Raw genomic sequence first — 21,846 nt, forward strand, 5'->3', positions numbered from 1 at the left:
CGCGGGTGGTGGCAGAGTGGGGCGCGGATTTTCACGCCGCTGAGGAGGATTCGCGTGCACATCACCCACTTCGGACATGCGTGCGTGCTGCTGGAGACCGGTTCGGCCAGGCTGCTGCTCGACCCGGGCTCGTTCTCGACCGACTTCGAGGACCTGCGCGACCTCGACGCCGTGCTGATCACCCACCAGCACCCCGACCACCTCGACTTCGACCGGCTCCCGGGGCTGCTGGCCGCCAACCCGGACGCCCGGCTGGTCGTCGACCCGGGCAGCGCTCCCGCCGTCGCCGAGAAGGGGCTCACCGCCACCACGGCCCGACCCGGCGACGCCCTTGAGCTGGGCGGATCCTCGATCGACATCGTCGGTGGGCAGCACGCGGTGATCCACCCGGACATCCCGAACATCGACAACATCGGCTACCTCGTCGACGACGGCGCCTTCTACCACCCGGGCGACGCGTTCCACGTCCCCGAGCAGCGGGTCGACGTGCTGGGCCTGCCGACCGGCGCGCCCTGGCTCAAGCTCTCCGAGGCCGTGGACTTCCTGCGCGCCGTCGCGCCGCGCGCCGCCGTTCCGATCCACGAAGCGGTCCTGGCGATGCCCGCGATGCACTACCGCAGGTTCGAAGAGCTCAGCCCCTCGGAGACCACGGTCGACGTCCTGCCCCGGGCCTCGGCGACGGAGGTCTAGGCAACGGGCGGTCCGCTCACCAGGCCTCGTGCGGAATCCGCGGCTTCGGGATCCGGTCCAGCTCCGAGCGGACCGTGGCGAACGACGCGTAGGTGACCGGCTCGGCGCCGTGGTGCAGCGCCAGATCCACCGCGTCCAGGATCGCGTGCCGCACCGCCGGTTTCGCCAGCGTCTGCGCCTCCAGCGCCAGGCGGACGGCGCGTCCCCGGCGAGCGGCACGACCGGCGCCCAGCACCAGCGCCCGGCACCACCACGGCTCCGCGACCTCGCCCGGACCCAAGATCCGGATGCGGGACCGCAGCACGCTGCCGGTGCCGAGGTCGCGCACGCCCATGGCGTCCGCGCACACCGCGAAGCCGCGCCGCTGAGCGGCCAGGACCGTGCCCGGCGAGGCCAGCCAGCGCGGCGGGATGAACGTGTGCGTGCGCAGCCCGGCCTGCTCCAGCACCGCCGAGGCCGCCACCAGCCGCAAACCCGCTTCGTGCGCGGGGAGCCGCGCCGCGGGCGCGAGCCGCGAGCGCAGACCGGGCGAGGTGCGGGCGAAGCCGTGCAGGCTCACCGTGTCCCGGTGCTTGAGCCGATCGGCCACCCAGCCGAGCAGCGGCGACCTGCGGTCGCGGGAGTCGAGATCGGTCGGGCTCGGAGAGATCAACAAGGACAGCGGGACGTTCCGGCGGTCCAGCTCCGCGGCGAAATCCGCGCAGCTGTCCAGCGACCGGTGCTCCAGCCCCGACAACGACACCACGAGCGGCGTGCTCACAAACACCCATTCGGCCTGGCGCGGGTGACCGTTACCTGAAAGCCAGGTGTCCCCCCGGCGCAAATCCGGCGAACCTCCACCCCGCAACCATCAAACGCGCAGGCCAGGTCCACCCCGCGACACGCCGCCCAATCCCGCTACCGGGTGAAGCATTCGAATTTCGCGCGAAGTTCGACCCCGAACTTCCGGACTCGAATTTCGCGCGAAATTCGAAAGCCGGTGGTCAGGAGCCCTGAGGCCAGTCCGCGAAGGAGCGGCCCGTGATGCGCTCGTACCCCTCGACGTAGCGGTCCCGGGTCGCCTCGACGATGTGGTCCGGCAGCGCGGGCGGCGGGGTGTCGGAATGGCGGTCCCAGCCGGACTCCTCCGAGGTCAGCCAGTTGCGGACGAACTGCTTGTCGAAGGACGGCTGCACCTTGCCCGCCTCGTAGCCGTCGACCGGCCAGTAGCGGGACGAGTCCGGGGTGAGCACCTCGTCGCCGAGCACCAGCTCACCGGCGGCGTTGCGGCCGAACTCGAACTTCGTGTCCGCCAGGATCACGCCGCGCTCGCGCGCGTGCTCCGCCGCGCGGGCGTAGACGCGCAGCGTCAGGTCGCGCAGCTCGGCGGCGAGCTCGTGGCCCTCCTTCGCGGCGACCGCCTCGAAGCTCACGTTCTCGTCGTGCTCGCCGATCTCGGCCTTGGTCGCCGGGGTGAAGATCGGTTCCGGCAACCGCGACGCCTCGACCAGCCCGTCCGGCAGCGCAACGCCGCACACCGAACCGGTGCGCTGGTAGTCGATCAGCCCGGAACCGGTCAGGTAGCCGCGGGCCACGCACTCGACCTGCACCATGCTCAGCCGCTTGACCAGCAGCGCGCGGCCGCGGACCTCGGCGGGGATGCGCGGGTCGTCGTAGGCCACCAGGTGGTTGGGCAGCTCGTCGGCCAGCAGCTCGAACCAGAACACGCTCATCGCGGTGAGCACGGCGCCCTTGTCCGGGATCGGCGTGTCCAGCACGTGGTCGTAGGCCGAGATGCGGTCCGAGGCGACCAGCAGCAGGTGTTCGTCGTCAACGGCGTGCAGCTGGCGAACCTTGCCTGCCGCGATCTGGGGGTAATCGGCGAGTGCAACCACGACGCGATTGTCTCCCACCGCAGGTTGGCGGCTCGCACGTGGTGGGATTGAGGGGATCAGGAGGAGGAGATCGTGACCGAGAATTTCACCGACTGGCTGCGCGGTCGCAGCGAACCCGACTGGACCCAGGTCGTGGAGCACCCGTTCACCGACGCGCTGTTCGACGGGTCGATGCCCGACGAGTACATGAGCTCCTACCTGGTGCAGGACTACCAGTTCGTGGACGACTTCCTGGCGCTGCTCGGCGCCGCCGTCGCCCGGGCCGACCGGTACTCCTCGCGGCTGGCGCTGGCGGGCAGCATCGCGGTGGTCACCAGCGAGGAGAACACCTACTTCCAGCGCTCCTTCGACGCGCTGGGCATCGGTGAGGCCGACCGGGTCAGCCCGGAGCTGGACCCGGCGACCGCGGCGTTCCGCGATCTGATGCGCGACACCCGCGACAACGGCGGCTACGCCGAGATCCTGACGGTGCTCACGGTCGCCGAGTGGACCTACCTGGAGTGGGCGGTGCGCGCACCGGCGAAGCCGGACAGCTTCGTCCACGCCGAGTGGATCGAGCTGCACGCCAACCCCGACTTCGAGGAGTGGGTGAGCTGGCTGCGCTCCGAGCTCGACCGCGTCGGCGCCGGCCTCGACGAACGCGAACGCGCCCGCTGCCTGCGCCTCTTCCAGCAGGCAACCAAGTGCGAAGTCGACTTCTTCAACGCCCACTGGGACTGAGGACCGTTGGAGAACCGCTCGTCACCGGCCGGGGTTTCGGACTTCAGTGGAAATCCGCACACGGGTTTCCACTGAAATCCGGAACCCGCCGATGGTCGGGAGGCTCGGAGCTGGTGAGGGGTGGGGTCAGAGGATGTCGCTCGGGGAGTAGGTCGCGGCCTGGGGGTACTGGGTCGCGACCTTCTCCACTGCGGCGACGACGTCGCTGACCTGGGCCGACGCCGCGCCGGTGAAGGCCAGCTTGTCGGCCAGCAGGGCTTCCAGCTGCTCGCGGTCGAGCGGCAACCGCTCGTCGGCGGCGAGCCGGTCGAGGAGGTCGTTGCGCTCGGCACCCTGCTCGCGCATGTCCAGGGCGACCGCGACGGCGTTCTCCTTGATCGCCTCGTGCGCGACCTCCCGGCCCACGCCCGCGCGAACCGCGCCCATGAGCACCTTGGTGGTGGCCAGGAACGGCAGGTAGCGGTCGAGCTCGCGGGCCACGACGGCCGGGAACGCGCCGAACTCGTCGAGCACCGTCAGGAACGTCTCGAGCAGGCCGTCGAAGGCGAAGAACGCGTCCGGCAGCGCCACCCGGCGGACCACCGAGCACGACACGTCGCCCTCGTTCCACTGGTCACCGGCCAGTTCCGCGCTCATCGAGACGTACCCGCGCACGATCACCGCGAGACCGTTGACGCGCTCGCAGGAACGGGTGTTCATCTTGTGCGGCATGGCGCTGGAGCCGACCTGGCCGGGCTTGAACCCCTCGGTGACCAGCTCGTGCCCGGCCATCAACCGGATCGTCTTGGCGACGCTGGAGGGCGCGGCGGCCAGCTGCGAGAGCAGGCTCAGCACCTCGAAGTCCAGCGACCGCGGGTAGACCTGGCCGACGCTGGTGAGCGTGCTGGCGAAGCCGAGGTGACCGGCGACGCGGCGCTCCAGCTCGGTGAGCTTGTCGGTGTCGCCGCCGAGCAGGTCGAGCATGTCCTGAGCGGTGCCGACCGGGCCCTTGATGCCGCGCAGCGGGTAGCGGTCGAGGAGCTCTTCGAGGCGGCGGAAGGCCACCAGCAGCTCGTCGGCGGCCGTGGCGAAGCGCTTGCCCAGCGTGGTGGCCTGCGCGGCGACGTTGTGCGAACGACCGGCCATGACCAGCTCGGAGTTCTGCCCCGCGAGCGTGGCCAGACGGACGAGCACGGCGACCGTGCGGTCGCGGACGTGCTCCAGGCTGCGGCGGACCTGCAGCTGCTCGACGTTCTCGGTCAGATCCCGCGAGGTCATGCCCTTGTGGATCTGCTCGTGACCGGCGAGGGCGTTGAACTCCTCGATCCGGGCCTTCACGTCGTGCCTCGTCACGCGCTCGCGCGCGGCGATGGAGTCGAGGTCGACCTGCTCCAGCACCCGCTCGTAATCGGCCACGGCCTGCTCCGGCACCTCGATGCCGAGGTCGGCCTGGGCGCGCAGCACGGCCAGCCAGAGGCGCCGCTCGAGAACGATCTTGTGCTGCGGCGACCACAGCTCGACCAGCTCCGGAGAGGCGTAGCGACCGGCGAGAACATTCGGAATGCTGGGCTTGTCCGTCACCCGCCCAGGATAGGTGACGGCCGTGTCGACTCGTTCTGCGTGGCGGTGCGGGGGAACCTGAGCGGCTCCGTGATCTCCGCGCGCCACGAAGCCGCAGCTGCTCAGGTGGGGCACTGAGAATGCACCTTCGGTGCTTGCCTGACGGGTGTTCAGAGCCCGGTCTTCCAGGCCGGGGAGTCCGCTGGGACCACCTCCGGCGTGGCCGGGACGAAGTCCGGGTACTTCTGGCCGGCGCCGGTGTTGAAGAGCACGACCCTGTCGGTGTCGGTGACCGCGCCGGTGTCGCGGAGCCGGCGGAGCGCGGCGAACGTCGCGACCCCTTCGGGCGCCGGGTAGACGCCCTCGGAGGCGGCGAGCTCCCGGGTGGCCTCGCGCATCTCGTCCTCGCTCACCGACACCGCCGTGCCGCCGGAATCGCGGACGGCGTCGAGGATCAGGTAGTCGCCGACGGCGACGGGAACCCGCAGGCCGCTGGCGTCGGTGGTGGCGTCCTCCCAGCGCGGCGCGTGCCGTTCGCCCTGGTCGTGAGCGCGGACGATCGGAGCGCAGCCCTCGGCCTGGACGACGACCATGCGCGGGCGTTGCTCGCCGATCCAGCCGAGCTCGGTCATCTCGGCGAACGCCTTCCACATGCCGACCAGCCCGGTGCCGCCGCCCGTCGGGTAGATCACCACGTCCGGCAGCTCCCAGCCGAGCTGCTCGGCCAGCTCGTAGCCGAGCGTCTTCTTGCCCTCCACGCGGTAGGGCTCCTTGAGCGTGGAGACGTCGAACCAGCCGCGCGCCTCGGAGGTGGTGCGCACCAGGCGTCCGGCGTCGTCGATCAGACCCTCGACCAGCCACGTGTCGGCACCGGAGACGACGGCTTCGACCTGGTTGATGCGCGGGCAGTCCTCGGGCATCACCACTCCGGCGGCCAGTCCGGCGCGCGCCGCGTAGGCGGCGAGCGCCCCACCGGCGTTGCCCGCCGACGGCGCGGCGACGGACTTGGCGCCCAGCTCCCGGGCTCGTGACACGGCGGCGGACATGCCGCGCGCCTTGAAGCTGCCGGTCGGGTTCTGCCCCTCGTCCTTGATCCGCACGTCGGCGATGCCCAGGCGCTCGGACAGCCGCGGCGCGGCCAGCAGCGGCGTGAACCCCTCGCCGAGGCTGACGATGTGCTCGGCGTCGCGGATCGGCAGCACCTCCCGGTACCGCCACATCGAGGGCTCCCGGGTCAGCAGGTCCGACGGCCGCAGGCGGACGTTCGCCAGGTCGTAGCGCGGGTACAGGACCTTGCCGCACTCCTCGCACAACCGGTGCAGGACGTCGGCGTCGAAGGTCCGTCTGCACGCCGTGCACTCGAGGTGGCTGAGGGTGCTGCCCGTTGAGTTCACCATGAGCGAATCCTGACCCGCCGAACCCGTCCGGTCCACCGGCGTTCACGTCGTGAAACATTTCCAGTCAATCGCTGGTTCGGCGAAATCATCAATTCCGCTCGATCAGGTGTGGGATTCTGGACTAATACAACGGCGCGAACTTATCGTTGGCCGACGCATTCGCGGCTGTGCACAGGAACGGGAGCGGATGAACATCACCAGGTTCGCCGAAGATCGCCAGGACGTGTTCTGGATCGTGGGCACAGGTCAGGCCGAACGCCACGCCACGACCATGCGACCAGGCGCGGTCTATGCCGGGCAATGCGTAGCGGCGCTCTGCGACGTTCAGATCAAGATTCCGCAGTCAACCCCGATCGGGCGCGATCCGATGACGAAGAAAGTCACGAGAAAGTGCCCGGCGTGCGAAGGAATCGTCGAGGTCAAGAATTATGCGGAATCCTGCTGGGACTTTTAATGTGAAAGAGCGTCCTCGGTTCGCCGGATGACCGAGCGGCGTTCTTGCACGCGAATCAGGAGAGCTGCGTCCGCAACATTCTGCGGGCCACGCCGCGCGGATCGGGATCGGACTCGATCAGCGCGTTCACCACGGCTCCGTCGACCAGCGCGACCAGTTCGGTGAGCCGCTCCGCACCCACCTCCACGCCGCTGCGGTAGAAGATCTCCGCGAGCAGCTTCTGCAGCTCGACGGCCATCTCGCGCATCAGCGGGGCCAGGTAGGGGCGGCGCGGCGAACCGACCAGCCGCTCGTAGCGCAGCAGCACCGGCTCGACTCCGCCGTGCCGGGAGTCCACGCCCAGGAGCAGGTCCAGCAGGAGCTCGATCACCGCGTCGGTGCTGCGCTGCTGCTCGGACAGATCGGCGAGGCGAGCTCGCCCGGCGGCGAGCTCCTCCCTCGCGTTGTGCTCCACCGCTGCGGTGATCAGGTCTTCCAGCGAGGAGAAGTAGTAGGTGGTCGACGCCAGCGGGAGCGCGGCGCGCTCCGCCACGGCGCGGTGCCGCACCGCGTCGAACCCGCCCTCGACGAGCAGCTGCGCCGCAGCCGCCACCAACGCCTGCCGCCGCCGCTCGCCCTTCGGTGTGCTGGCCGCTGTCATGACCTGCGATCCTATGCCGTGTCCGGAACATCCGGTTGATCGCCGCTGCGGAGGAGCCCCGCAGCACGGACGACCAGCCGCTTCACCGATCAGAACCGGGTGGCGAGGTCCCCGGCGATGCTGCCGACCCGCGCGACGAACGGAGCCGCCGGCGAACCGGCCTCGGGCTCGCTGAGCACCACCACGAGCTTGCCGCTGCGCGCCTTGCGCACCGACTGCTGCGCACCGTCCGGACGCTGCACGTCACCCGGGGCCGACTGACCCGCCTGCGCCGCGCCCGCCGGGCTGATCATCACCGTCACCCGCCCGGCCGCGGCACCGTCGCGCAGCGAGAACGCCGCGGCCTTCGCGCCGGTCGGGCACGTGCGCACCGATGTCGGCGTGGTGCTCCCGGCTTCGGGCAGCGTGGCCTCGACCGCTTCGACCAGCGACGCGTCCGGCTGGCAGCCGGCCGAGCGCGGGGTGATCCCGCCGGACTCGACCTGCGGGCCGGGCGCCACCGTCAGCGGTACCACCGGCGGCGGGCTCGCCACCGTGTCGGTCGTCGACGAGAACCAACCGGCTCCCACACCGATCCCGCCGACCAGCACCGCGGCCGCCACCGCCGTCCCACCGGCGGTCGCGGTCATCCGGCGCCGGGCCGTGATCCGCCGCGACGCCGTCGAGATGTCACCTTCGTCGAACGACGCCGGCGGAACGGCTCGCACCGAGTCACGGAAAAGCTCTTCGAGCTTGCGCTCGTCCAACCCGCACCCCCTTCACGCGGACCTCAGATCCCCGAGCTCGTCTCCCAGCACCTCTCGCAGCGTCGCCAACCCCCGGGCGCACTGGCTCTTCACGGTTCCTTCGCTGCATCGCATCACCGCCGCCACTCCCGCGACGTCCAGCCCCTCGAGGAACCGCAGGACCAGCACGGCGCGCTGCTTCGGCGGCACCTTGCGCAACCCCGCGATGAGGGTCTGCCTGGTGGACACCGAGTCGTCCACGTCCGGGTCGTCGACCGGACTGTCGGGCAGAGTCTCGGCGGCCCTCTCCCGTCGCCAGGGCCGCCTCGACTCGTCGATCACCGCCCGGGTCAAGGTCCGGCGCACGTACGCGTCGAGCGCGCCCTTGTCCCGGACCTTTCGCCAGTGGCGGTGCAGGGCGATGAACGCGGTCTGGGCGAGATCGTCCGCGCGGTGCCAGTCGCCGCACATCATGTACGCCATCCGACGCACCGCCTCCCGCCGAGCCACGAAGTACTCCGCGAACTCCTGCTCTTCGCGCTGGTCCACGCGGAACTCTCCGCTCGTTCGTTGCCTGCACTGCTATGACGGGATCGCGTGCCCGAACCGTTGCACGCTGTTTCGAGCCGATCCACCTGTGATTGATACCGCAGCGGTGAGATCACGTCCCACAGGGCCATTGCCTCGACCCCGTGCAGGTGTGATGTGATCTGTTCGTGACCACTCCGGCGTCCATCGACCTCCGCTCCGACACGGTGACTCGTCCCGACGAGCAGATGCTTGCCGCGATGGCCGCCGCCGAAGTCGGCGATGACGTACTCGACCACGATCCCACCATGCGCGCGCTCGAGGAACGGGTGGCCCAGCTTCTGGGCACCGCCTCGGCGTTGTGGGTGCCCAGCGGCACGATGGGCAACGTGATCGCGCTGATGCTGCACCTCAAGCGCGGCGACCGCTTCCTCGCGCCGCGCGGTGCGCACGTGCTCAACCACGAGCTCGGTTCGGCGGCGTGGCTGGCGGGCGGGATGCCGGATCCGCTGGAGTGGGACGCCGGTCCGGGCGCGCCCACGGCCGAGGCGGTGCGCACGCAGGCGAACCTGACCATGGCCTACGACGCCCTGCACACCACGTTGCTGTGCCTGGAGAACACCCACAACGGCGCGGGTGGCGCGGTCCTGCCGCCGCACGAGCACGCACGGCTGGCGGCCGCGGCGAAGGAGCTCGGCCTCAAGGTGCATCTCGACGGCGCCCGGCTGTGGAACGCCTCGGTGGCGCTCGGGGTGCCGCCCGCGGCGCTGACGGTGGGCGTGGACAGCGTGCAGGTCTGCCTGAGCAAGGGCCTCGGCGCGCCGGTCGGATCGGTGCTGGCCGGAGAGGCGGAGTTCATCAAGGCCGGACGGCGGATCCGCAAGATGCTCGGTGGCGGCGTCCGGCAGGGCGGCGTGCTGGCCGCGGCCGGGCTGATCGCGCTGGACCGCGTCGACGCGCTGGCCGATGATCACGACAACGCGCGGGTGCTCGCCGACGGCCTGACCGAGCGCGGCTGGCAGGTGACCGCGCCGCAGACGAACATGCTGCTGGCGGCGGTCCCCGACGTGCAGCTGACGTTGCAGCGGCTGCGCTCGGTGGGCGTGCTGGCGGTGCCGATGAACGGGCAGGTCCGGTTCGTCACGCACCGGGACGTGTCCAAGTCCGACGTGGAAGAGGCGTTGCGCCGGATCGGCGAAGCCGGGATCTAGGAGCGGAGGTTCGAATGCTGCGGTGGATCGTGTTCGACTACGGCGAGGTCATCAGCCGACGCACCCGCGCACTGCCCGAGATGGCCGCACTGCTGAACACCGATCCCGCGGACTTCGAGGACGCCTACTGGGCCGAGCGCCGGGACTACGACGCGGGCCTGTCCGACGTCGGCTACTGGCGCGCGGTGGCGGCACGGCTGGACCGCGAGCTGGACGACTCGCTGATCCACCGCCTGACCAGCGTCGACGTCGACGGCTGGATGTCCGCGGGCCCGGATTCGCTGGCGCTGCTGGAAGACCTGCACCGGCGCGAGGTGCCGCTGGCGCTGCTGTCCAACGCCTCGACGACGTTCGCCCGCGCCGGTGAGAGCAAGCCGTGGGCGCGGTTCTTCGACCACCTGCTGTTCTCCGGCGACCTGCGCGTCACCAAACCCGCGCCGGAGATCTGGCGGATCCTGCTCGACACCATCGGCGCCGAGCCCGCGGAGTGCCTGTTCTTCGACGACCGCGCGGAGAACATCGCAGGAGCCCGGGAAGCAGGCCTCAACGCCGAGCTCTGGCACTCGGCCGACCACGCCCGCGATCTCCTCCAGCAACAACTGGCCGCCTGAGCCGAAGGCGCCTGTCGGAGGACGCGGCGGAGCCGCTGTTCCAGGTGGGGACTCAGCTCGCACCGCCGCAGGTTCTTCAGCGGTTTCGTGGCGAATACGCCGGGACGCCGGGACGCCGTTGGCATACATCAGGAGCGGCGCACGGAGTCCACGGAACCGCTCAGGTTCTGCTACCCGCACCGCTGAGCGAAGCAATTCCCTGAACAGCTCTCAGGGCTTGATTTCCTTCTTGTCCTTGGCCCAGCCCAGAGCAGCCGTGGCGACGAACAGGACCCCGCCGATCACGGCGAGCCAGAACAGGCCCTTGATCAGCACTCCGGCGACGGAGACCACCAGCCACAGGACCAGCAGACCGCCGATCACCTTCCACACCATCACGACCACCTCTTCACCGGGAGCGTCCCGCACGTCCAGCGTGCCAGAGGGAACGCGGAAATCGGCAGGTCGAAGGCCCGGTTCCGGGAAACATCAGGGTGCCCCTGAGTCCCGGAACCGGCCTACAGCCAGGCTCCGAGTCGCTGGACGGCCTCGGTGATGTCGCGGGGATCGCCCGCGAAGGACAGGCGCAGGTAGTGGTGGCCGCGGTCCGGGTCGAAGTCGACGCCGGGGACCAGCGCCACGCCGGTGTCGTCGAGGAGACGCCGGCAGAACGACGCCGCGTCGTCGGTGTGATCGCTGATGTCCACCCACGCGTAGAAGGCGCCGTCGGCCGGGGCGACCTTGGTGATGCCCGCTTCGGCCAGGCCGTCGAGCAGCAGCGTCCGGTTCTGCCGGTAGCGCTCGACGTGGGCCTCCACCTCGTCGTAGGCCTCCGGGCTGAACGCCGCGACGGCCGCCTGCTGCGAGATCGCGGGCGGGCAGAGGGTGAAGTTGCCGGTCAGCGAGTCGACGGCGCGCAGCAGGCGCGGTGGCACGAGCATCCAGCCGAGCCGCCACCCGGTCATCGACCAGAACTTGGAGAAGCTGTTGACCACGATCGCCTCGGCGGAGAACTCCCGCGCGGTGTGCAGCGGCTCGCCGTAGCTGAGGCCGTGGTAGATCTCGTCGCTGATCAGCTGCACCCCGTTGGCCTCGCACCAGCCGGCGAGCCCGGCGAGCTCGTCGCGGGAGAGCACGGTGCCGGTCGGGTTGGCGGGGCTGGCGACGATCAGCCCGCGCACCGGCTCGTCGAGGGCTTCGAGCATCTCGACGGTCGGCTGGAACCGGGTGGACGCGTCGCAGGGCAGCTCCACGACCTCGCAGCCCAGCGCGGACAGGATGTTGCGGTAGGCCGGGTATCCGGGGCTGGCCAGCGCGACCCGGTCACCGGCGTCGAAGGCGCCGAGGAACGCCAGCAGGAACGCGCCGGAGGCGCCGGTGGTCACCACGACCTCGTCGACCGGGACCGAGCGGCCGTAGGCCTTCTCGTAGTGCCCGGCGATGGCTTCCCGCAGCTCCAGGACGCCCAGCTGCTCGGTGTAGCCGAGCGCGTTGCTCTCCAGCGCCCGCGCGGCGGCCTCGCGGACCGCCTTCGGTGCCGGGGTGGAGGGCTGACCGGCGGCCAGCGACACGACGTCGCCGCGCGCCCGCTGGCGGGCGGCTGCGGCCGTGAGGACCTCCATGACCTGGAACGGGTCGACGTTCGCGCGTTGAGCTGCGGCCAGCGCGGCGGGCTTCACCATGCGAGCCAGCGTGCCAGATGTCGGCGCGGATCCCGACGACCGGGAGCCACTTCGAGTCAGGACTTCGGGACGCTGATCTCGCCGTCGACCGCGCGACGGGCGATGTCGGTGCGCCAGTGCGCGCCGGGCAGGTGGACGCGCTCGACCCGCTCGTAGACCTCGTCGCGCGCGGCGCCGAGGTCGGGACCGGTGGCCACGACCGACAGGACCCGTCCGCCCGAGGACAGCACGGCGCCGTCCTCGCGGCGGCGCGTGCCGGAGTGCAGCACGCCCTGCAGGTCCGAGCCCTGGATGACGTCGTCGACGCGCGGGCGACCCGGGTAGCCCTCGGCGGCCAGCACGACCGTCACCGCCGAGCCCTGCTCCCACTCCAGCGCGGGCTGCTCGGCGAGCTCACCGCGCGCCACGGCGTTGAACAGCTGCGCCAGCGGGGTGTGCAGCAGCGCCAGCACGGCCTGGGTCTCGGGGTCGCCGAAGCGGCAGTTGAACTCGATGACCTGCGGGCCGTTCGAGGTCAGCGCGAGACCGGCGTAGAGCAGGCCGGAGAACGGGGTGCCGCGGCGGTCGAGCTCGTCGACGGTGGGCTGCACGACCGTGCGGACCACGGTGTCGACCAGGTCGTCCGGGGCCCACGGCAGCGGCGCGTAGGCGCCCATGCCGCCGGTGTTCGGTCCCGCGTCGCCGTCGCCGACGCGCTTGAAGTCCTGCGCGGGCAGCAGCGGGACGACGGTGGTGCCGTCGACCAGGCAGAACAGCGAGGCCTCAGGGCCGTCGAGGAAGGACTCCAGCAGCACCGGGTGGCCGCCGTCGAGCAGCTTCATGGCGTGCGCGCGGGCGGCGTCGAAATCGCCGGTGACCAGCACGCCCTTGCCCGCGGCCAGACCGTCGTCCTTGACCACCCAGGTCGGGCCGAAACCGGCCAGCGCGGCGTCCAGCTTCGCGGGGTTGTCGACGATCTCGCTGCGCGCGGTCGGCACGCCGGCGGAGACCATGACGTCCTTGGCGAAGGCCTTGGACCCCTCGATGCGGGCCGCCGCCTTGGACGGGCCGAAGCACGGGATGCCCGCCGCGCGCACGGCGTCGGAAGCGCCTGCGACCAGCGGCGTTTCCGGTCCGAAGACGACCAGGTCGGCCTTCCAGCGGGTGGCCAGCGCGGCCACCTCGTCGGGCTTGGCGACGTCGACGGCGTAGGACTCGGCGAGCGCTGCGGTACCGGCGTTGCCGGGCGCGCAGGCCAGTGCCGTCACGGACGGGTCACGGGACAGCGCCAACACGATCGCATGTTCCCGGCCGCCGCCGCCGATCACGAGGATTCGCACAAAACGCAGCGTAGAGCGTGCGGTGGGCCACTTGGCGGTTGCCCCCGGGAAGTGTTGCCGCCGGATGGCGCATCGCAGGTCGCGCGGCGTTCACCCGGCGGTCGGCCGCTCGTCGCACTGGTGTGCCCCGGGCGTCGGTTTCGGGGAGTTGGGTGAAGCCGCAACAGTCGGAACGGGGAGAACGCATGACGATTCGGGGACGATTGATCGCTTTGTCCGTTGTGGGAGCCGCCGCGCTCGGGGTGATCACCTCGGTGGGGCCCGCTGCCGCCGAGCCGGCCCCGGACACCGCGCAGATCGAGGTGTTCGGCCACCGCGGCGCCTCCGGCTACCGGCCGGAGCACACGCTCGCCTCCTACGAGCTGGCCGCTCGGATGGGCGCCGATTACATCGAGCCCGACCTGGTTCCCACCAAGGACGGCGTGCTGGTCGCCCGGCACGAGAACGAGATCGGCGGTACCACCGACGTCGCCGAGCACCCGGAGTTCGCCTCCCGCAAGACCACCAAGGTCATCGACGGCACCGAGATGACCGGCTGGTTCACCGAGGACTTCACGCTCGCCGAGCTCAAGACGCTGCGGGCCAAGGAGCGCATCCCGGACATCCGCCGGCACAACACGGTCTACGACGGCCTCTACGAGGTGCCGACCTTCCAGGAGGTGCTGGACCTGCGGGCGCGGCTGTCGAAGGAGCTCGGACGCGACATCGGCGTGGCTCCGGAGACCAAGCACCCCAGCTACTTCCGCGGTCTCGGCCTGGCGCTGGAGCCCGGCGTGGTCGAGGCGCTGGACGCCAACGGCCTGAACAAGCGGGGCGCGAAGGTCGTCGTGCAGTCCTTCGAGGTCGGCAACCTCAAGGAGCTGCGCGAACAGCTCCAGGTGCGGCTGGTGCAGCTGATCAGCAACAGCGGCGCGCCGCAGGACTTCATCGAGTCCGGTGACCCGCGCACCTACGCCGACATGGTCACGCCGGAGGGGCTGAAGGAGATCTCGACCTACGCGGACGTGATCGGCCCCGACACCAAGGTGATCCTGCCGGTCGACGAGAGCAACCACCTCACCGAGCCGACCGCGGTCGTCGCCGACGCGCACGCCGCCGGTCTGCAGGTCGTGCCCTACACCGTCCGCGCGGAGAACACCTTCCTGCCGGCCGACTTCCAGTCCTCGCAGGACCCGGCCCAGTGGGGCGACGCCCTCGGCTTCTTCCACGCCCTGTTCGACCAGGGCATCGACGGCATCTTCAGCGACATGCCGGACCTCGCCATCACCGCCCGAGACCAGCGCTGACCCCTGCTTCCCACCGGGTCGACCGGATTTCAGTGGAAATCGGGAACCGGACTTCAGTGGAAATCGGAGGTCTGAGTTCCACTGGAATCCGGTCCCCGGGGGTGGAGTGCGAGACGAGTGAGACCGTCGTCCCCGTTCGGGGGCGGCGGTTTCGTCGTTTCGGGTGATCGGCGCGCAGCGCACCTAGGGTGTCCATCGTGGACGGAGGTGCGAGTTGGTCCAGCTGATCCTGGTCCTGATCGGGGCGTTGCTGGTCACGGCGTTGGCCCGGAGCCGGGAGATCGCGGCGCCGCTGCTGCTGGTGGCCGTCGGCCTGGCGGTGTCGCTGGTGCCCGGCCTCGACGAGCTGAACATCGAACCCGAGCTGCTGCTCACGGTCGTGCTGCCCCCGCTGCTGCACGCGGCGGCGCTGGAGAGCTCGTTCACCAACTTCCGGGCGCGGCTCCGGCCGATCGCGCACCACGGCGTGCTGCAGGTGATCGCCACGTCGTTCGTGCTGGGCTGGATCGCGTTCCTGCTGATCCCGGACCTGCCGCTGGCCTCGGCGATCGTGCTGGGCGCGGTGATCGCACCACCGGACGCGGTGACCGCGGCGGCGATCGGCCGCCAGCTGAAGCTGCCGCGCGGGGTGATGACGGTGCTCGGCGGCGAGAGCCTGATCAACGACGCGGCGGCGCTGACGATCTACCGGATGGCGGTCACCGCCGCGGTGGGCACGACCCCGACCCTGGGCGAAGGTCTCGGGGTGTTCGCGCTGGCCGTGGCGGTCGGAGTGGTGCTGGGCCTGGCGTTCGGGATGCTCGCCCAGCTGGCCCGCCAGCACATCCCGGACGTGCAGGTCGCGACGCTGCTGGGCGTGCTGGTGCCGTTCATCGCCTACCTGACGGCCGAGGAGCTCAACGGGTCGGGAGTGCTCGCGGTGGTCACCGCCGGGCTGTACGTCGGCCACAACCTGCCGCGTGCGCGCGCCGCCGGGCGGCTGCAGGAGCACACCGTGTGGGCCTCGATCAACCTGCTGCTGGAGAGCCTGGTGTTCGCCTACATCGGTCTGCAGCTGAAGTCCGTGGTCGCCGAACTGCTGGGCTCGGGACGGCCGATGGGCGGGCTCCTGCTTGCCGCGCTGCTGATCCTGCTGTCGGCGACGGCGTTCCGGGTGCTGTGGATGTTCGCCTCGAACTACCTGCCCGGGGTGTCGCACCTGATCGGCAGCGGCAGGCAGCGCGGGAGCCGGTGGCGGCGCACGACGGTGCTGTCCTGGGCGGGGATGCGCGGCGTGGTGACGCTGGCTGCGGCGGGCGCGATCCCGTTCACCACCGACAGCGGAGCTCCGCTGCCCGGCCGGGAGGTGATCCAGTTCGTCGCCGCGGTGGTCACGGTCGGCACGATCCTGCTGCAGGGCACCACGCTGCCTCCGCTGATCAGGCGGCTGGGCATCACCGACCCGGAGGAAGCGCGCATCGACGACCAGGCCGAGGCGGAGGCTCGCCGGACCGCCACGAACGCGGCTCTGGCCTACCTGGACGGCCTCACGCCGGGGGAGGCGGAGTGCGAGCGCTCCGCGCTGGACCGGATGGTCGCCAGGATGCGGGACATGGTCGAGCACCAGGGCCTGGCGGCCGCCGAGCAGGTGGGGCGCACTCCGGCGGAGCGCGCCGACACCTCGACCCGGACGTTCTCCGAGCTGCGCCGCAACATCATCGCGGTGCAGCGCTCGGCGATCGCGGACGAACGCGACGCGGGACACCTCGACGACGAGGTGCTGCGCCGCGTCCTCCGCGAACTGGACCTGCAGGAAGCGGCCCTGGAAGGTTCCTGGCGGAACCGGTGAGGATCAGGCCATCGAGTGGCGCACGATCGTCTGATCGCGCCCCGGACCCACGCCGACCGCCGACACGCGGGCGCCGGAGAGCTCCTCGATGCGCTCGATGTAGGCGCGGGCGTTGGCAGGCAGGTCCTCGAAGGTGCGGCAGTCGCTGAGGTCCTCCCACCAGCCCGGCATCTCCTCGTACACCGGAACCGCGTGGTGCACGCCGGTCTGGGTCATCGGCATGTCCTCGACCCGCTCGCCGTCGACGTCGTAGGCGACGCAGATCGGGATGGTCTCCAGGCCGGAGAGCACGTCGAGCTTGGTCAGGAAGTAGTCGGTGATGCCGTTGACGCGGGTCGCGTAGCGGGCGATCACCGCGTCGAACCACCCGGTCCGCCGCGAGCGACCGGTGGTCACGCCGAACTCGCCGCCCTGCTTGCGCAGGTTCTCGCCGGCCTCGTCGGTCAACTCGGTCGGGAACGGGCCCGCACCGACGCGCGTGGTGTAGGCCTTGAGGATGCCGATCACCGCGCTGATCTTCGTCGGGCCGATGCCGGAACCGGCCGAAGCGCCACCGGCGGTCGGGTTCGACGAGGTCACGAACGGGTAGGTGCCGTGGTCGACGTCGAGCAGCGTGCCCTGGGAACCCTCCAGCAGCACCCGCTCGCCGCGCTCCAGCGCCTTGTTGATCAGCAGCTTGGTGTCGGCGATGCGGCCCGCGAACTTCTCCGCCTGCCCCAGCACGGTGTCCACGACCTCCTCCGCGTCGATCGCGCGGCGGTTGTAGACCTTGACCAGGATCTGGTTCTTGATGTCGAGGGCGGCCTCGACCTTCTGGCGCAGGATCTTCTCGTCGAGCAGGTCCTGCATCCGGACGCCGACGCGAGCGATCTTGTCCTGGTAGCAGGGGCCGATGCCGCGACCGGTGGTGCCGATCTGCTTCTTGCCCAGGTACCGCTCGGTCACGCGGTCGATGGCCACGTGGTACGGCATGATCAGGTGCGCGTCGGCGGACAGCAGCAGCCGCGAGGTGTCGACCCCGCGCTCCTCCAGACCTGCGAGCTCCTCCAGCAGGACGCCCGGGTCGACGACGACGCCGTTGCCGATCACGTTCGTCACGCCGGGGGTCAGGATCCCCGACGGGATGAGGTGCAGCGCGAAGTCCTGCCCGTCCGGGAGCACGACGGTGTGTCCCGCGTTGTTGCCGCCCTGGTAACGCACGACCCACTGCGCCTGCTCGCCGAGCAGGTCTGTCGCCTTACCCTTGCCTTCGTCGCCCCACTGGGCGCCGATCAGCACGATCGCCGGCATGTGAAACTCCAACCTGGACTGGGTGGTCGCCAGCGTGACCGCACGCTTCGCCCGCTCCCACCACGGGGTATGCCGGTCGATCAGGGTAAACCAGGAGCGAATCGTGAGTACCACCGCATTGTCCTGCGGAAACGTTGATGGCGCAGCGCGTCCGACCGGTGACTCTGTGCAATGGCACGAGGTTTCCGCCGCGCCGGGTCGCAACGAGGTCGATCCGCTGCTGGCAGAAGCAACCGATCGGGTGGTCGTGCACGGCACGGACATGGACCTGGCCGCCGTCGTGCTGCGGTTGCTGCGCAAGGAGCGGCTGACCGAGCTGACCGTCGGCTACGTGCCGGTGGCCGACTCGCCGGTGGCCCGGCTGTGGGGCCTGGGCGTCGGGGACTTCGAGCGCGCGCTGACCGCCTCCCCGCGACCGGTCCCGCTGATCAGGGACGACTCGGGCGGGATCCTGCTGGGCGAGGGCGTGATCGCACCGATCACCGGCCAGGCGTACTGCGACGACGAGCAGGTCCTCAACGGCGCCGCGCACAGCCTCGTGGTCTCCCCGGACCCGGACGCGGCACCGCTGCCGGACCCGACGGCCGATCCGCTGAACCACACGATCGATCCCCCGATGGACGGGCTGCGGGTGAGCGTGACCCGGCGCGGACTCCTGCGCCGCCGCACCGGGACGGCCCGGGGCCGGGCGTTCCAGGCGTCGTTCCGGTCGGCCACCGTGCGGCACGACGGCAGCGATCACCCCCGACCGATGGAGAAGTGGGTCTGGTACCGGCACACCGAGGACCTCAACCTGGCGCGTTGATCACAGAGTGTGGAATTCACATTTCGCTACCACGATCGGTGGCGACTTCACGCCATGTCACCTTCCGGCCACTCCTCAGCATTGAATCGGCCACCCACGTGGGCAATCGTCATCACGAAGCAGGCGATCTAGCCCACCGCGGAGGAAGCCATGACACGTTCGTTGCGCGCCACCCTGACCGCCCTGCCGCTGGCCGGACTGATCAGCATCGGGCTCGCCATCCCGGCCGCCGCCGAGCCGCCGGGCGTCCCCGACCCGGCGACCGCCAAGGCCGAGCTCGCTGAGCTCACCGTCGCCGCCGACGGCTCGATGGACGGCTACAGCCGGGAGAAGTTCCCGCACTGGATCGACGGGCCGGACAACTGCAACACCCGCGAAGCGGTGCTCAAGCGCGACGGCGACGGCGTCGAGGTCGGCTCCGACTGCTACCCGACCGCCGGCAGCTGGGTCAGCCCGTACGACGGCGAGACCTGGACCCAGCCGTCCGACGTGGACATCGACCACATCGTGCCGCTGGCCGCCGCGTGGCGCTCCGGTGCCGCCGAGTGGACCCAGGACCAGCGCCAGGCGTTCGCCAACGACCTGGAGGGCCCGCAGCTCATCGCGGTCACCGACAACGTCAACCAGGAGAAGGGCGACCAGACCCCGGACGCCTGGATGCCGCCGGCGACCGACTACCACTGCACCTACGCCTCGATGTGGGTCGGCACCAAGCACAAGTACCAGCTGACCATCACCGAAGCCGAGAAGGGCGCGCTCCAGACCGCCCTGGACGGCTGCTGATCGTCTTCGGAACAGCGGGCACCTCCCGGCGTGGAGGTGCCCGCCTTCTTCTCGCGGGGAAGGCACACTGGCCGTCATGGCTGAGTTGCGCACGACGTTGACCGCACCCCCGGGCGGGGTGATGACCGACGAGGTCGGCGTGATCACCGGCGACCTGGAACTGGCGACGGTCTGCGAGGACGGCGCGGTGTGGGTGTGGATCCGCTACTCCGGCGCCGAGGAGTGGTACCGCCTCTCAGCGGCCGACTGCGAGCTGCACGACCCGCGCGACCACGAGCCGCTGCACGCCTGCCTGGCGGCCGTCCTGAACCGGCCCTAAAAGTTGTTTGAGAATGCGGCGGAGCCGCATCCTCTTCCACCACCCAAGGCGCTGGCACCGCCGCGGGTTCTGAGCGCCTTCGTGGCGAGTACGCCCGGGACGCCGTGTATTGGACATACATCAGGAGCGGCGCACGGAGTCCACGGAGGCGCTCAGGTTCCGCCACCCGCACCGCCACGCAAAGATCGTCAAACGCTCTCAACCCTCGTCCGGGTGGAGCGGCGGCAGGGCCGCGACGGCTTCGGTGCGGGTCAGGCCGGACGCCTGCAGCAGGTCGACGGCGATCGAGCGCACCTGCAGGACCACGACCTGCATCGAGAAGTCGCCTTCGCCCAGCATTTCCACTGTGGACTTCTTGGCGACCGAGCGCGCGGCTTCCCTTGCCTGCAGCGGGTCCTTGCCGCTGGCCAGCTCGTCGCGCAGCAGCACCACGGTTCCCGCGAGCTCTTCCAGCATGCCCGGTAGCGGGCGCGGAACGGGTTCCTCGTCGCGCAGCGCGGCCAGCGCCCGCCGGGCCAGCACGCGCGTGTTGCGCAGCGCGCGGTCGACGGGCGTGGCGGCGGTTTCGTAGCGCTCCAGGTCGCCGCGCCTGCGCCAGCGGATCGGCGCGAACCGGGCGATCTCGGCCCCGGCCTCCAGCGCTGCGCGGAACTCCTCGACGGACTTGTGGCTCTTGCGGGCGTCGGCCAGGACGTCGGCGGCCATGGACACGTCGCGGTGCGCGACCGCGCTCGCGACCCCGCGCAACGCGTCGGCGAGCGCCCCGAGCACCACGCGACCGTTGCGGTGCGCGACCGCGAGGGGGTTGGCGGGCAGCAGCGCGGCGACGGCGAAGCCGACCAGCCCGCCGATCGCGGCGTCGAGCATCCGCGTCAGCCCGCCGGCCGTGGCGGGCGGCAGCAGCGTCGCGACCAGCACGGATGACGACGCGGCCTGCAGGACGATCACGCCGCCGCTGTCCAGCAGCACGGCGGTGGACATCGCCAGCGCGACGACCAGCGCGATCTGCCAGGTCCCGGTGCCGATCACCGAGATCAGGACGTCGCCGACGCCGACGCCGATGCTCACGCCGACGACCAGCTCCAGGGCTCGCCGCATCCGCTGCCCGAGCGAGACGCCCAGCGAGATCACCGCGGCGATGGGGGCGAAGAACGGCGCGACGTGCCCGACGATGTCGTGCGCGAGGAACCAGGCCACGCCGGCGGCCAGCGCGCACTGGACGATCGGCACACCGGTTCGCAGCAACCGCCGGAGCCGGCGGGTCAACTCCTCACGCAAACGCAGCACGACACCATCCTCCGCCACCGAACGCCCGCGCCCGGCGGGCGGTCCCGGTTCTCAGTGGAAACAGGGTCCGGAGTTCCACGGAAACCGGGTTCCCGATTTCCACTGAAATCCGGTCAACCCGGCGGGTGCGGGACCCGGGCACGACGAACCCGGCCACGTGCGGGCAGCGGGTTCGCGCGTGGCCGGGTTCGCGGTCGTCAGGCGAGGTCGTTGGCTTCCAGGGAGGCCGGGTCGCTGTCCTCGAGGAGCTGGCGGCAGCGGTCGAACTCCTCGGTCTCGCCGATGGCGCGGGCCGCCTTGGCCAGTGCCGCGATCGAGCGGAGCACGCCGCGGTTGGGCTCGTGGCGCCACGGGACCGGGCCGAAGCCCTTCCAGCCCGAGCGGCGCAGGGCGTCCAGCCCGCGGTGGTACCCGGTGCGCGCGTAGGCGTACGCGGCGATGTTCTCCCCGCTGTTCAGGGCGTTGTCGGCGAGCGCGGCCCAAGCGGCGCTGAACGCCGGGTGCTGCGCGGCGACCTCGGCGGGGTCGGTGCCTGCGTCCAGGGCACCCTGCGCCTCCGGGCTCTCCGGCAGCAGCGTCTCCGGCGGCTCCAACAGATTCCTCGTCATGCCCTCATCCTCGCACTTCACCCAAGACGACGACGGTCCGTCCACCCACAGGGCAGACGGACCGTCATCACAGCAAAACAAGCTCAGCCAATGTCAGGCAAGCGACGAAGTCGCTTTCTCCGTGCCCCACCTGAGCAACCGGCACCGCCGCGGGTTCTGACACGTCTTCTGGGGAGGACAGCCGCAGCGCCGCGCATCGACAGCTCAAGTCGCGGGTCCCGAAGCCAGGAGGCGTGTCAGGTTCCGCCACCCGCACCGCTGAGCAGAACGA

Annotated in this window: 23 protein-coding genes; 10 read left to right on the forward strand and 13 right to left on the reverse strand. The window is 70.8% G+C overall.

The features are described from left to right. Positions 1-54: 54 nt before the first annotated feature. On the forward strand, positions 55-690 hold the full coding sequence (locus E1181_RS01205; protein WP_132671960.1) for an MBL fold metallo-hydrolase: 636 nt from the start codon (positions 55-57) through the stop codon (positions 688-690). Positions 691-706: 16 nt separating this feature from the next. Here the strand turns inward: E1181_RS01205 and E1181_RS01210 are convergent, their stop codons facing one another. Both E1181_RS01210 and E1181_RS01215 read right to left on the reverse strand, forming a co-directional pair. After that, entirely contained in the window at positions 707-1,450 is a 744-nt protein-coding gene (locus tag E1181_RS01210; RefSeq protein WP_132671961.1) for a DUF2334 domain-containing protein, read from the reverse strand. A gap of 223 nt (positions 1,451-1,673) precedes the next feature. Next, a complete protein-coding gene (locus E1181_RS01215; protein WP_132671962.1) occupies positions 1,674-2,564 on the reverse strand; it encodes a phosphoribosylaminoimidazolesuccinocarboxamide synthase in 891 nt (296 codons plus the stop codon). Positions 2,565-2,636: 72 nt separating this feature from the next. Here E1181_RS01215 and E1181_RS01220 point away from each other — a divergent pair, with 72 nt between their 5' ends. Then, positions 2,637-3,284, forward strand: coding sequence for a TenA family protein (locus E1181_RS01220; RefSeq protein WP_132671963.1), 648 nt, complete (start codon positions 2,637-2,639; stop codon positions 3,282-3,284). 126 nt (positions 3,285-3,410) lie between these two features. On the opposite strand, the gene purB is transcribed toward E1181_RS01220, so the two are convergent. Continuing rightward, complete coding sequence (gene purB, locus E1181_RS01225; protein WP_132671964.1) at positions 3,411-4,844, reverse strand: adenylosuccinate lyase; 1,434 nt, start codon at positions 4,842-4,844, stop codon at positions 3,411-3,413. Positions 4,845-4,993: 149 nt separating this feature from the next. Continuing rightward, on the reverse strand, positions 4,994-6,220 hold the full coding sequence (locus E1181_RS01230) for a threonine synthase (RefSeq protein ID WP_132671965.1): 1,227 nt from the start codon (positions 6,218-6,220) through the stop codon (positions 4,994-4,996). Between the two features lie 187 nt (positions 6,221-6,407). Here E1181_RS01230 and E1181_RS01235 point away from each other — a divergent pair, with 187 nt between their 5' ends. After that, positions 6,408-6,674, forward strand: a complete 267-nt coding sequence (locus E1181_RS01235) for a hypothetical protein (RefSeq protein WP_132671966.1) — start codon at positions 6,408-6,410, stop codon at positions 6,672-6,674. 55 nt (positions 6,675-6,729) lie between these two features. Here the strand turns inward: E1181_RS01235 and E1181_RS01240 are convergent, their stop codons facing one another. The 3 genes from E1181_RS01240 to E1181_RS01250 form a co-directional block, all read right to left on the reverse strand. Beyond that, a complete protein-coding gene (locus E1181_RS01240; RefSeq protein ID WP_132671967.1) occupies positions 6,730-7,314 on the reverse strand; it encodes a TetR/AcrR family transcriptional regulator in 585 nt (194 codons plus the stop codon). A gap of 89 nt (positions 7,315-7,403) precedes the next feature. Beyond that, the gene (locus tag E1181_RS01245) at positions 7,404-8,021 is read right to left on the reverse strand and encodes a hypothetical protein (RefSeq protein WP_235875621.1); all 618 of its coding nucleotides are present in this window, start codon (positions 8,019-8,021) and stop codon (positions 7,404-7,406) included. Positions 8,022-8,072: 51 nt separating this feature from the next. Further along, positions 8,073-8,588, reverse strand: a complete 516-nt coding sequence (locus E1181_RS01250) for a SigE family RNA polymerase sigma factor (RefSeq protein WP_132671969.1) — start codon at positions 8,586-8,588, stop codon at positions 8,073-8,075. A 167-nt stretch (positions 8,589-8,755) separates the two neighbouring features. Here E1181_RS01250 and E1181_RS01255 point away from each other — a divergent pair, with 167 nt between their 5' ends. Both E1181_RS01255 and E1181_RS01260 read left to right on the forward strand, forming a co-directional pair. Continuing rightward, positions 8,756-9,778 carry a threonine aldolase family protein gene (locus tag E1181_RS01255; protein WP_132671970.1) on the forward strand — a complete coding sequence of 341 codons (1,023 nt, stop codon included), beginning with the start codon at positions 8,756-8,758 and terminating at the stop codon, positions 9,776-9,778. A gap of 17 nt (positions 9,779-9,795) precedes the next feature. Then, positions 9,796-10,389 (forward strand): HAD family hydrolase, encoded by a 594-nt coding sequence (locus tag E1181_RS01260; RefSeq protein ID WP_207921967.1) that lies wholly within the window; start codon positions 9,796-9,798, stop codon positions 10,387-10,389. Between the two features lie 210 nt (positions 10,390-10,599). On the opposite strand, the gene E1181_RS31220 is transcribed toward E1181_RS01260, so the two are convergent. The 3 genes from E1181_RS31220 to purD form a co-directional block, all read right to left on the reverse strand. Continuing rightward, complete coding sequence (locus E1181_RS31220) at positions 10,600-10,764, reverse strand: hypothetical protein (protein WP_165944479.1); 165 nt, start codon at positions 10,762-10,764, stop codon at positions 10,600-10,602. Between the two features lie 122 nt (positions 10,765-10,886). Further along, entirely contained in the window at positions 10,887-12,050 is a 1,164-nt protein-coding gene (locus E1181_RS01265; RefSeq protein ID WP_132671972.1) for a pyridoxal phosphate-dependent aminotransferase, read from the reverse strand. Positions 12,051-12,106: 56 nt separating this feature from the next. Continuing rightward, entirely contained in the window at positions 12,107-13,369 is a 1,263-nt protein-coding gene (gene purD / locus E1181_RS01270) for a phosphoribosylamine--glycine ligase (RefSeq protein WP_132671973.1), read from the reverse strand. 185 nt (positions 13,370-13,554) lie between these two features. Between purD and E1181_RS01275 the strand changes: the two genes are divergently transcribed. Next, positions 13,555-14,655, forward strand: a complete 1,101-nt coding sequence (locus E1181_RS01275; RefSeq protein ID WP_132671974.1) for a glycerophosphodiester phosphodiesterase — start codon at positions 13,555-13,557, stop codon at positions 14,653-14,655. A 214-nt stretch (positions 14,656-14,869) separates the two neighbouring features. Continuing rightward, positions 14,870-16,483: a Na+/H+ antiporter gene (locus E1181_RS01280; RefSeq protein WP_132671975.1), complete on the forward strand. Its 1,614-nt coding sequence runs from the start codon at positions 14,870-14,872 to the stop codon at positions 16,481-16,483. Positions 16,484-16,486: 3 nt separating this feature from the next. On the opposite strand, the gene E1181_RS01285 is transcribed toward E1181_RS01280, so the two are convergent. Then, entirely contained in the window at positions 16,487-17,773 is a 1,287-nt protein-coding gene (locus E1181_RS01285) for an adenylosuccinate synthase (RefSeq protein WP_132671976.1), read from the reverse strand. A 166-nt stretch (positions 17,774-17,939) separates the two neighbouring features. Between E1181_RS01285 and E1181_RS01290 the strand changes: the two genes are divergently transcribed. The 3 genes from E1181_RS01290 to E1181_RS01300 all read left to right on the forward strand — a co-directional run bounded on the left by E1181_RS01290 (position 17,940) and on the right by E1181_RS01300 (position 19,680). Beyond that, positions 17,940-18,578, forward strand: a complete 639-nt coding sequence (locus E1181_RS01290; RefSeq protein WP_132671977.1) for a hypothetical protein — start codon at positions 17,940-17,942, stop codon at positions 18,576-18,578. A gap of 150 nt (positions 18,579-18,728) precedes the next feature. Further along, positions 18,729-19,361: an HNH endonuclease family protein gene (locus E1181_RS01295; RefSeq protein ID WP_132671978.1), complete on the forward strand. Its 633-nt coding sequence runs from the start codon at positions 18,729-18,731 to the stop codon at positions 19,359-19,361. 76 nt (positions 19,362-19,437) lie between these two features. After that, entirely contained in the window at positions 19,438-19,680 is a 243-nt protein-coding gene (locus E1181_RS01300; protein ID WP_132671979.1) for a hypothetical protein, read from the forward strand. A gap of 198 nt (positions 19,681-19,878) precedes the next feature. On the opposite strand, the gene E1181_RS01305 is transcribed toward E1181_RS01300, so the two are convergent. Both E1181_RS01305 and E1181_RS01310 read right to left on the reverse strand, forming a co-directional pair. Then, positions 19,879-20,967 (reverse strand): FUSC family protein, encoded by a 1,089-nt coding sequence (locus E1181_RS01305; protein ID WP_207921955.1) that lies wholly within the window; start codon positions 20,965-20,967, stop codon positions 19,879-19,881. Positions 20,968-21,164: 197 nt separating this feature from the next. Beyond that, entirely contained in the window at positions 21,165-21,575 is a 411-nt protein-coding gene (locus tag E1181_RS01310; protein ID WP_132621800.1) for a DUF3151 domain-containing protein, read from the reverse strand. Between the last annotated feature and the right edge of the window lie 271 nt (positions 21,576-21,846).

This window comes from Saccharopolyspora terrae (genome assembly GCF_004348435.1).
Lineage (GTDB): Bacteria > Actinomycetota > Actinomycetes > Mycobacteriales > Pseudonocardiaceae > Saccharopolyspora > Saccharopolyspora endophytica.